12 protein-coding genes are annotated in these 9432 nt (G+C 69.4%); 7 read left to right on the forward strand and 5 right to left on the reverse strand.

Features of this window, described 5'->3' with window-relative positions:
- Nucleotides 1-162 precede the first annotated feature (162 nt).
- Together ETD96_RS34290 and ETD96_RS34295 are read left to right on the forward strand one after the other, a co-directional pair.
- Nucleotides 163-378 (forward strand): DUF397 domain-containing protein, encoded by a 216-nt coding sequence (locus tag ETD96_RS34290; RefSeq protein WP_138640638.1) that lies wholly within the window; start codon nt 163-165, stop codon nt 376-378.
- Nucleotides 375-548 carry a DUF397 domain-containing protein gene (locus tag ETD96_RS34295; protein ID WP_138640639.1) on the forward strand — a complete coding sequence of 58 codons (174 nt, stop codon included), beginning with the start codon at nt 375-377 and terminating at the stop codon, nt 546-548. Before ETD96_RS34290 ends, ETD96_RS34295 begins: the two co-directional genes overlap by 4 nt.
- Before the next feature lie 88 nt (nt 549-636).
- Here ETD96_RS34295 and ETD96_RS34300 read toward each other — a convergent pair whose 3' ends face one another.
- A complete protein-coding gene (locus ETD96_RS34300; RefSeq protein WP_138640640.1) occupies nt 637-1191 on the reverse strand; it encodes a dihydrofolate reductase family protein in 555 nt (184 codons plus the stop codon).
- Nucleotides 1192-1346: 155 nt separating this feature from the next.
- Between ETD96_RS34300 and ETD96_RS34305 the strand changes: the two genes are divergently transcribed.
- Nucleotides 1347-2813, forward strand: a complete 1467-nt coding sequence (locus ETD96_RS34305; RefSeq protein WP_138640641.1) for a M1 family metallopeptidase — start codon at nt 1347-1349, stop codon at nt 2811-2813.
- Nucleotides 2814-2873: 60 nt separating this feature from the next.
- On the opposite strand, the gene ETD96_RS34310 is transcribed toward ETD96_RS34305, so the two are convergent.
- Nucleotides 2874-3275, reverse strand: coding sequence for a cupin domain-containing protein (locus ETD96_RS34310; protein ID WP_138640642.1), 402 nt, complete (start codon nt 3273-3275; stop codon nt 2874-2876).
- 116 nt (nt 3276-3391) lie between these two features.
- Between ETD96_RS34310 and ETD96_RS34315 the strand changes: the two genes are divergently transcribed.
- Nucleotides 3392-3880 (forward strand): hypothetical protein, encoded by a 489-nt coding sequence (locus ETD96_RS34315; protein ID WP_138640643.1) that lies wholly within the window; start codon nt 3392-3394, stop codon nt 3878-3880.
- A 59-nt stretch (nt 3881-3939) separates the two neighbouring features.
- On the opposite strand, the gene ETD96_RS46140 is transcribed toward ETD96_RS34315, so the two are convergent.
- From ETD96_RS46140 to ETD96_RS34330, 3 genes are all read right to left on the reverse strand, one after another.
- On the reverse strand, nt 3940-4857 hold the full coding sequence (locus ETD96_RS46140) for a hypothetical protein (RefSeq protein WP_205719587.1): 918 nt from the start codon (nt 4855-4857) through the stop codon (nt 3940-3942).
- Nucleotides 4858-5089: 232 nt separating this feature from the next.
- A complete protein-coding gene (locus tag ETD96_RS34325) occupies nt 5090-5374 on the reverse strand; it encodes a hypothetical protein (protein ID WP_138640644.1) in 285 nt (94 codons plus the stop codon).
- Between the two features lie 407 nt (nt 5375-5781).
- The gene (locus ETD96_RS34330; RefSeq protein WP_138640645.1) at nt 5782-6384 is read right to left on the reverse strand and encodes a TetR/AcrR family transcriptional regulator; all 603 of its coding nucleotides are present in this window, start codon (nt 6382-6384) and stop codon (nt 5782-5784) included.
- Nucleotides 6385-6539: 155 nt separating this feature from the next.
- On the opposite strand from ETD96_RS34330, the gene ETD96_RS34335 reads away from it, so the two are divergent.
- From ETD96_RS34335 to ETD96_RS34345, 3 genes are all read left to right on the forward strand, one after another.
- Complete coding sequence (locus ETD96_RS34335) at nt 6540-7421, forward strand: M24 family metallopeptidase (RefSeq protein ID WP_138640646.1); 882 nt, start codon at nt 6540-6542, stop codon at nt 7419-7421.
- Entirely contained in the window at nt 7418-8383 is a 966-nt protein-coding gene (locus tag ETD96_RS34340; RefSeq protein WP_138640647.1) for an alpha/beta fold hydrolase, read from the forward strand. Before ETD96_RS34335 ends, ETD96_RS34340 begins: the two co-directional genes overlap by 4 nt.
- Nucleotides 8384-8448: 65 nt before the next feature.
- Nucleotides 8449-9357: a metal-dependent hydrolase gene (locus tag ETD96_RS34345; protein ID WP_138640648.1), complete on the forward strand. Its 909-nt coding sequence runs from the start codon at nt 8449-8451 to the stop codon at nt 9355-9357.
- Nucleotides 9358-9432 lie beyond the last annotated feature (75 nt).

Consider the following 9432-nt stretch of genomic DNA (forward strand, 5'->3'; position numbering starts at 1 on the left):
CCTGGTTCGGACGTCGAGATTGTGGTGATCAAGTCGTCTACCAGGGGCTTCTTCGCTTCACTGGCCGGACGCCAACATCGCGATCATGCTGTGATCGGCACCTGTCCAGCCGGATGAAAAAGGGTCACTGAACGTGCTCATCAAGATGCTGGAGCGATTCTCATGATCCAATGGCGAAAGTCCAGCTACAGCGGTAGTACCTCGACCCAGTCGGACTGTATTGAGGTCGCTGATCTGGGCCCGGAGATTGGCATTCGGGACAGCAAGGCACCCGGCGCAGGCCACCTCGCTCTCTCCCGGCAAGCCTTCGCCGGCCTCCTTTCCCTAGCTCTGCGGGATGAGTCGCCTCACCGAGGCCCCTCGATCGCGCTCTCATGACCACCCAATGGCGCAAATCCACGCGGTCGGACGACCACGGCAACTGCGTCGAACTGGCACGACTCGCGGGGGGCGTCGGCGTCCGTGACAGTAAGGACGCCGACGCCGGGCACCTCGTCCTCACCCGCCGAGCCTTCACCTCCCTTATTGCCCAAGCCAAGCGGGACTAGTTCCATTGCCAGGCGAGGGCCTGTCGGCGAGATGCTCTAGTCGGCCGCCTTCACGCTGGTCGGTAGGGCGGGTTCGACTCTTGGCCGGTCACGCGCGGGTGTAGCGCCGGAACGTGATGCCTGAGGGGAAGACTCGGTGTTCGGCCAGGTGGAGCCGCACCTCCTTGCTCACGGGCATGTACGGCTTGCCGCCGCCGATGATCACGGGGGACGCGTACACCCAGAACTCGTCGATCAGGTCCGCCAGGGAGGCTGCGAGCTCGGGGCCGCCGAGCTGAAGCGGGCCGTCGAACTCCTGCTTGAGGCGCGTCACCGTGGACTCGGCGTCCTTGCGGCGGACGATCGTGACCCCTTCCGGGACGGTCTGGACGGTGTCGGAGAAGACGTACCGCGGCGTCTCCTTGTAGAGCTGGGCGAACTCCCGCTCGAGGGGCGGGGCGTCCTCCTTGCCGAGGTCCTGCGTCCAGGGCTTCTCCATCGCCTCGTACAGCCGCCGCCCGAACAGGAACGCCGAGATCCGGCGGACATGCTCGTTCGCCGCCCGGCGGAAGTCGTCGTCCGGGTCCATGAAGCCCATGCCGCCGCCGGGGTCCTCGATGTAGCCGTCCATCGAGGTGTTCATCCAGTAGATGACCTTGCCCATGAAGCTCCTCACCGGTCGTAGAGGTCGTCCAGCGTGCAGACCTGGCGGGGCGCCGAAACTCATCGGCCGCCGTGCGGGGCCGACGGGGCGGCCGGATGCGGTCAATGGAACGGGGCCATGATCATCACCGGAGCGGGGCGGGGACGCTAATGATCATGTTCGGATCTGATGGAGACAGGCCGGTCGGCGGGGTGAGGCGGCTTCCGGTGGTGGTCGGCGCGGCCGCCGCCGTGACGTTCGGGCTCTGCGTGCCCGGCGCGTCCGCCGATGTCCGGTACGAGCCCGGGGCGCCCGGGCTCGGCGACCCCTACTTCCCCGACCTCGGCAACGGCGGGTACGACGTCGCCCGCTACCACTTGAAGACCGCCTACGACCCCGCCACCGACCATCTCACCGGGACGACCACGATCACGGCCACCGCCACCCAGAACCTGTCCCGGTTCAACCTGGACCTGTTCGAACTGAACGTGCGGTCGGTGCGCGTGAACGGGCACAAGGCCGCGTTCGCCCGGACCGGCGAGCGCGAGCTGGAGATCACGCCGCGGCGGGGGCTGCGCAAGTCCCGGCCGTTCACCGTGGTCGTCCGGTACGACGGCGTACCGCGGACGCTGGGCGGCCCGATCGTGTTCGACCTGCCGTACGGGTTCCTGCACACGCCGGACGGCGCCACGGTGGTCTCCGAGCCCAACGCCGCCTCCACCTGGTTCCCGTCCAACGACAACCCGCGCGACAAGGCGCTCTTCACGATCGAGACGACGGTGCCGAAGGGGCTCAAGGCGATCTCCAACGGCCACCTGGTCAAGCGGTGGACCGCCGGCGGCAAGGAGACCTTCCGCTGGCGTGAGGACCGGCCGATGACGACCTACCTCGCGACCGTCTCGATCGGACGGTTCAACGTGTCGACGACCACCACCCCCAAGGGCGTCCCGCAACTGGACGCGGTCGACCCGGCGGTGGCGTCCGACCCCGACGCGCTCCAGACCCCGGAATGGACGACGCGGGCGACCGACAGGCTGGCCGACTATTTCGGCCCCTACCCGTTCACCAGCTCCGGCTCCATCATCGAGAACAATTCCGTCCCGCCGCTCAACATCGAGAACGCGCTGGAGACGCAGACCCGGCCGACCTACCAGAAGCACCCCATCGAAAAGGGTGTGGTGCACGAGATGAGCCACCAGTGGTTCGGCAACAGCGTCTCGCCCGGACGCTGGAAGGACGTCTGGCTGAACGAGGGCTACGCGCTGTGGACTGAGAAGTACTGGGCCGAGAAGCACGGCGGCCCGTCCGCCCAGGAGGCGTTCGAGCAGATCTACGCCGACCCGCCGCCCATGCCGCCGGGACGGCCCGCGTTCTGGGACGTCGTGACCGCCGACCCCGGCCGCGACCAGATGTTCCACCGCTCCATCTACTTCCGCGGCGGAATGGCGCTGCAGGCCCTCCGGCACAGGATCGGCGACGACCTGTTCATGAAGCTGACCCGCACCTGGCTGGACGAGCACAAGTACGGCAACGGCACCACCGAGGAGTACGAGGCCCTCGCCGAGCGGGTCTCCGGCCAGGACCTCGGCGCGTTCTTCACGACCTGGCTCCACAGCACCGGCAAACCACCCGCCTGGTGGTAGCGCCCTGGCGGACCGGGCGGGCGGCAGCCCCCGCCCGCCCGGCTCCTCCCTGCGCGTCCCTCAGGACCTGGGAACGCGCAGGTGTCGGCGTGCGGCCAGCTCCTCCTCGCCGACCACGGTCAGGACGGGAGTCCCGGGAGGCGCGAACATGGTCACCACCAGCTGCGACTGCGCGTCCGGAAGGTTGTTGGCGCCCTGGATGTGGATCACGTCGCCGCCCGGCTCGAACACGGCGTCACCGGCCTTGATCACCCGCGGCGCCTGCCCCTCCAGCTCGAAGAGGATCTCGCCCTGGGTCACGTAGCCGAACACCGGCCCGGGGTGCCGGTGCGGCGGCGCGCCCGGGTCGCCGGGCGGCAGCGTGACGCGGATCGTCCTGGCCTCGGCACCGTCCACGATCTTGGCCGCGGCGTCCGGCAGGGTCGAGACGACCTCGACGCCCGGGGGCAGGTGAGAGCTCATGCGTTCCTCCTCCACAGCTGGTGAATGTCCACAGCTAAGGACCGGACGCCCCGCCCGTTTGTGACAGCGCCGCGCAAGGCGGGGATCATGTCGGAGCCCGCGGTTAGGGTGCCGCCATGCCAGTTCCCGAGGTCATCCCGATCGCCTACGAGCCGGACTACCGGACGGGCACGATCGGCCGCTACGCCGATGGCCAGTTCCTCGCGTCGATCACCTACGCGTTCCCGGACGGGTACCGTCACGGCGAGGGCTGGGAGGACGTGAAGCGGCTTTACACCGTCCTCCATCGGTTCGACTTCGAGGGCCGCCACATCGACTCCGACATCTGGTGCGCTGGAACAGCGCGCGAAGAGCAGCGGCAACGCGGCCACGCGGATTCGCCGGCAGTTCGCGCGGAGGCGCGCATGGCGGAGTTGCTGGACGCTCTACCGCAGCGCGAATACCAGGACATCGGAATCCGCCCGTTCCGGGTGACCGCCGACGGCGTCCTATTCGGCCTGGTCATCGAGCGGCACGGGGAGGACGAGAACGAAGACGACTGGGCCGAGCTCTATCCCGACAACCTCGGATTCAGCGCCCCCTGGGACGGCGAATACTCCACCTGACGGCAGGGAATCGGCAGATTCCACAAGGTGGGAGCAGGTCGCGGGTTCGGGGTGGCGGGTCAGGCGCCTAGCGCACCGAGGATCGATGCCAGGATCGTGGAGGCCGGGCCGGCTATGTCGGCGGCCTGGGCGAGGCCCGTGCGGAGCATCTCCAGTTTCGTCTTCGCGGCCGCCTGGTCGGGTTCGGCCCGGTCGAGGTCGACGGCCACGCCCTGGATGACGTTGGCCGCCTCCTCCTTGTCCTCGTCGGGCAGATCGGCACTGGACAGGACGAGCCGCAGCAGCTCGGCGAGGTGCTCCTGCCCGGCCAACGCGGAATGGGTGTTCTGGAAGTCCTGGATGACCGTGTCGACCGGCCGATTGATGAACGTGGTCTGGCCGTGGAAATTGAAGTTCTCCACCATGCTGGCACCGCTCTCGACGATGGCCGTGTGGCCGTTGAGGATGTATTTGTTCTCGCGCTTGCGGAAGAGCGGCCTGGCGAGCGACCGCCGGATGCGCTCCTCCGCGCGGGCGACGCGCTCGAACGCCGCCTGGTCGTTCTCGGCCGCGTCGCCGTCGACGGCCGATGGGTGATTCTCCTCGAACGAGTAGAGCGCCTCGGCGATGGAGTACGGCTCGGGCGGAGCGTCGAGCGCTCGCAGGATCTCGCCGAACAGCTTGCGCAGGTACGTCGCCGAGACCTCGTTGATGGGGAACACGATCCGGTTCTCCATCGCGTCGCCGCGGACCAGTGCGAGACACGGCAGCAGATCCGGGTCGATGCCGAGAGTGCGCGCGATGTCGTAGGCGCGGTGCCGCTCGTAGGGTTTCCATTTGAGCCAGCGCAGCGTGTTGAAGACCCGGTACAGCTCGGGTTCGAGGTTGTCGCGCCAGTAGCGCTTCGTCGCCGACCAGTTGGCCGGGCGTTCAAGGACGAACAACCGGAATATCGGGCCCGAGAGCGCGTTCAGTTCGTCGAAGTGCGTGCGGGCCATGGAACGTGGCCCAATCGCCTTCTCTGACGGCGACCAGCAAACGGAGCTTCTTCAATCGGCGCTCCCGTCCGTCGCGAGCCGGCAAGCCGACCACTACGTAGCGGAATCGACGATACACGCACAGCTGTTAGGCCACAGCTTGATCACCGGGAGACGGCCGGATCGCCAGGGAGAGACGTCGGCAGCGGGACCGGGGGAGCGGTCCCGCTGCCGGCGTCCTGAGCCGCTCCGGTCAGGCGCTCGCGCGTTCTCCGAAGAGCGCCTTCACGAACCTGAAGAGCATCAGGACCGGCAGAATGAAGGCGTAGAAGAACATGAAGTACTCGCCGCCGTCGAAGATGAACCCGAGGTAGATCGCGTAGCCGAGGAAGCCCACGCCGAACGCCAGGTTGAGCAGCCGCTCGCCTCCGCTCTGGCCGCCCCCGACGGCCGCCATGAGAAGCATGGCGAGGCCGGACACCAGCAGAAAGACGACGTACCACGAGAATGCGGCATCGGCGCCGAAGTCGATATTCATGATTTCCCTCTGAATGTGCGTGACAAAGCTGCATGATCATAGCGGCCGCCCGCCATTGGAATCGCCGTTGGCCGCATCAGGCCAATGGCGGCCATGACCGGCGGCCGGAAGGGCCGTTCAAGCGGGCCATTTGTCACGGGGGTCTTACGGACGCTCTCGCTCGGTGAATGGCGATGGCGCTGGGCCGTTGTCGAGGGTGTTGGCCAACCTTCGTGAAGGGATCACTCCATGACGATTCGATGCCCGGCGACTGCTGGTCTGCGGTGTCGCGCTGACAATGGCGGTCGGCGTGCCGGGAAGGCCCCGAACTTCCAGGACGCGGCGCTGGCCGGCACCGTCCACGATGCGCTGCGCCCGCTCGTCCCGGCGTGGGGCGGAGAGCTGGACGCCGCCCCACGCCCGCACGGTCAGTGTTCGCCTGGCCCCGGTGGACGCGCGGGGGCCTCGACGGCTTTCAGTACGCCGCCCAGGACGCGGACGGCGAGGTCGCGGACGTCGTCTCGCTCCATGTCCTGTTCCGCCAGCCAGGACGTGGCGGCTCCCTCGACGAACGACAGCCAGCCCTCCAGGGCGATGCGCAGGGCCGGAGACGGGATGGCGCGGCCGGTCAGGCCGTGGGACAGGGCGGCGAGCAGGTCGCCGCGGACGCGGTGGTGGAGGGCGGCGACCTCGGCGTCCACGCCGACGCCTCCGCTGGTGATGGTCTGGAAGGCGGCGCGGTGGCTTTCGGCCCAGCACAGGAAGCCGTCCAGGCTGCGGGTCAGACGCTCGACCGGGGACAGGTCGCCGAACTCCGCGGCGAGTTCGCCGAGGTGTCCGGCAGCGTCCTCGATGACCGCCAGGAACAGGCCCCGCTTGCTGCCGAAGTAGTAGTAGATCAGCCCCTTGGCGACGCCCGCGGCGGCGGCGATCTCGTCCATCGACAGCACGTCGTACGGGCGGTCGGCGAAGAGCCGCGCCGCGGTCCGCATGATGGCGGCGCGCCGGTCGGGACGGTGCCGGTCCGCCATCGCGCCCTCCTGACCGTCGTCCAGCGCCCCAAGGCTAAGGGATCCGCCGTTCTTGACTTTCGTTCAAACCGGGCCGATATTAGATCGCGAGTCTAATTGTGCGGCCCGTGAGGGACGCGAGGGACCCGGCGACCCGGCGCACGGAGCGTGATGCGATGAACGAGAGTCCGGAGCGGTTTCGCGACCTGCAGCGGCTGGCGTACGAGGCGGCCGAGGAGGTGGCGGCGAGCCTCGCGCCAGGGGTGACGGAACGGCAGGCCGCACGACGGCTGCGCCGCCTGCTGGAGAGCCGCGGGGTCGACGACTGGTTCCATGTCCCGTTCGCCTGGTTCGGCGACCGGACCGCCTTCCGCGGGGTCGTCCTGCCGCACCAGTTCCTGCCGACCGGCCGCCGGCTGGCCGAGGGCATGCCCTACATCCTGGACGCGGCGCCGATCGCCGACGGGTACACCGCGGACATCGGCTACGCGGGATGCCTGGGCGCCAACCCTACCTGGGAGAAGCTGACCGCCGACCTGGCGGTGTACCGCGAGATGATCGTGGAGCTGGTGCGGGAGCGGCACCCCTTCGCCGACATCTACGCCGAGGTCGACCGGCAGATCGTCCGGCACGGGTACGAGAACCGGCACCGCAAGTACCCGGGCAGGGTCATCGGCCATCAGGTCGGCCGGGTCACCAGCCGGCTGCCGCGCAAGGTCATCGTGGGGGCGTTCGGGGCGCGCACAGTGCAGACCGTGGCGCGCGAACTGGTCAAGGAGCGTTTGCAGGGGCGGTCCACGCTCTGGAACGGCTCCCGGCGGTCACGACACGCACCGACGCCGGGCCTCTGGGCGGTGGAGCCGCACCTCGCCCTCGGCGGCGTGGGCGCCAAGTTCGAGGAACTGCTGGTGGTCACCGAGGACGACGCGTACTGGCTGGACGACGACCTGCCGCACGTCCGGCGCTGGACGGCATCGCACACCCGGAAGCCAGTGCCCGAAGAGCCGATGACCAGGGAGTCGTTGACCGGGGAGTCGGTGAGCGGGGAGTCGGCGTGAGCGGATTCACCGGCCGGACGGTCACGTCGAACGGGGTACGGCTGGCCGTCCGCGAGTACGGCGAACCAGGCCGGACGACCGTCGTCCTGGTGCACGGCTACCCCGACACCCAGGCGGTCTGGGAACCGGTCGCGCGCTTTTTGGCCGATGATTTCCACGTGGTCACCTACGACGTGCGCGGTGCCGGTGCTTCGACACGGCCGCGCCGCACCCGGTCCTACGTCATGGACGAGCTGAACGGCGACCTGCACGCGGTACTGGACGCGGTCTCCCCCGACCGCCCGGTGCACCTGGTAGGGCACGACTGGGGGTCGGTGCAGAGCTGGGCAGCCGTCGCGGGCGCGCGCGCAGACGGACGTATCGCATCGTTCACCTCGATCTCGGGGCCGTGCATCGAGCACTTCGGCCAGTGGGTCCGCGACCGGCTGCGCAGGCCCACGCCCCGCCACATGCGGCAGTTGCTCGGCCAACTCGCGCGGTCCTGGTACCTGGTGGGCGGCATGATCCCCGGGGTCGGCCGGATGGTGTGGCACCTCGGCGGCACCCGGCTGTTCCCGGTGCTGGTCGAACGGACGGAAGGCATCGAACGCACCCCCGCCGCGACGTTCAAGAAGGACGCGCTGCACGGGATGAAGCTGTACAAGGCCAACGGCCTGCGCTTCCTGCGTCCGGGCCGGATGATCCGCACCGGCGTCCCCGTCCAGGTCATCGCACCGACCAGGGACCGGTTCGTCTCGCCCGAGCAGTCCAAGGACCTGGCCCGCTACACCGGCCGGCTGTGGCGGCGCGAGCTGCCCGCCGGCCATTGGGGCTCCATCGCCGCGCACTCGGGGGCCGTGGCGACGGCCGTCGCGGAACTCGTCCACCACATCGAGGGACGGGACGAGCCCGCGGCGCTGAAGCGGGCGCGCGTCACCGCCCTCCCGGCACCGCGCACCGCCGAACGCGCAGCGACCTCCTGACGCACTGACCCCCCGCCCGAACCCCCTGACCGCACTGCACAGCGGTGCACCCGAGGAAGGAAGCCATGACGGAGACCCGCGCCGCCGACGAGAGGGAGCGGCACCCGGTGATCGCCCCGCGGCGGGTGAAGTTCGAGTGGGACGGCACGCCGCTGCACTGGATCCCGGGCGAGCCCGTCGCCACGCACTTCATCAACACCCTGCACCTGCTGCTCCCGGCCGGTGAGCGCTGGTTCGTCCGCGTCTACAAGCAGACGCTGCCGCTGATCGACGAGCGCGACGCCCGGCTCCGCGCGGAGGTCAAGGGCTTCATGGGGCAGGAGGCCGTGCACGCCTACTCCCACCAGGGCGTGCTCGACCGCCAGATGCTGGAGCGCGGGCTGGACCCGCGGCCGCTCACCCGCAAGATCGAATGGCTGTTCACCGCCCTCCTCGGCGACCGGCCGCCGCTGCCGCTCATCTCGCGCCGCCGCTGGCTCAACCTGCGCGTCGGGATCATCGCCGGGATCGAGCACTACACCGCGGTGCTCGGCCAGTGGATCCTGGACGCCGAGGAACTGGACGCGGCGGGCGCCGACCCGACCATGATGGACCTGCTGCGCTGGCACGGCGCGGAGGAGGTCGAGCACCGCTCGGTCGCCTTCGACGTCTACGAGTACGTGTCCGGCGCCTACTGGCGGCGGTTCGTCACCTTCTTCGTCGGCGTCCTCGCGCTGCCGCTCGCCGCCTACGCGGGCGCGGCCTACCTGTGCGCCAAGGACCCCACCCTGCACGGCGTGCGCCCGCGCGTCCGCGACTACCGCCGCGCCGTCCGCCGCGGCCTGCTGCCCGGCAACCGGTTCATGGTCGCCGCCGCCCGACGCTACCTGCGGCGCGACTACCACCCGTCCACCGAGTGCTCCACCCAGAAGGCCCTGGACTACCTGGCGACCTCCCCCGCCGCCCAAGCGATCGGCTCAAACAAACCCACCTGACCGCCGCCCGTCCAAGGCCGACGGTCTCGGACGGCACGTCACGGCTGGACGGGGCGGCCCAGCAGGGCTGCTAGG

The organism is Actinomadura geliboluensis, from assembly GCF_005889745.1.
GTDB lineage: Bacteria > Actinomycetota > Actinomycetes > Streptosporangiales > Streptosporangiaceae > Spirillospora > Spirillospora geliboluensis.

Bases quoted from the DNA above. Each gene is read 5' to 3' on its own strand.
- ETD96_RS34315 (WP_138640643.1), top strand. From the start codon at position 3,392: ATGCCAGTTCCCGAGGTCATCCCGATCGCCTACGAGCCGGACTACCGG.
- ETD96_RS34310 (WP_138640642.1), bottom strand. From the start codon at position 3,275: ATGAGCTCTCACCTGCCCCCGGGCGTCGAGGTCGTCTCGACCCTGCCG.
- ETD96_RS34335 (WP_138640646.1), top strand. From the start codon at position 6,540: ATGAACGAGAGTCCGGAGCGGTTTCGCGACCTGCAGCGGCTGGCGTAC.
- ETD96_RS34330 (WP_138640645.1), bottom strand. From the start codon at position 6,384: ATGGCGGACCGGCACCGTCCCGACCGGCGCGCCGCCATCATGCGGACC.
- ETD96_RS34300 (WP_138640640.1), bottom strand. From the start codon at position 1,191: ATGGGCAAGGTCATCTACTGGATGAACACCTCGATGGACGGCTACATC.
- ETD96_RS34325 (WP_138640644.1), bottom strand. From the start codon at position 5,374: ATGAATATCGACTTCGGCGCCGATGCCGCATTCTCGTGGTACGTCGTC.
- ETD96_RS34345 (WP_138640648.1), top strand. From the start codon at position 8,449: ATGACGGAGACCCGCGCCGCCGACGAGAGGGAGCGGCACCCGGTGATC.
- ETD96_RS46140 (WP_205719587.1), bottom strand. From the start codon at position 4,857: ATGGCCCGCACGCACTTCGACGAACTGAACGCGCTCTCGGGCCCGATA.
- ETD96_RS34290 (WP_138640638.1), top strand. From the start codon at position 163: ATGATCCAATGGCGAAAGTCCAGCTACAGCGGTAGTACCTCGACCCAG.
- ETD96_RS34295 (WP_138640639.1), top strand. From the start codon at position 375: ATGACCACCCAATGGCGCAAATCCACGCGGTCGGACGACCACGGCAAC.
- ETD96_RS34305 (WP_138640641.1), top strand. From the start codon at position 1,347: ATGTTCGGATCTGATGGAGACAGGCCGGTCGGCGGGGTGAGGCGGCTT.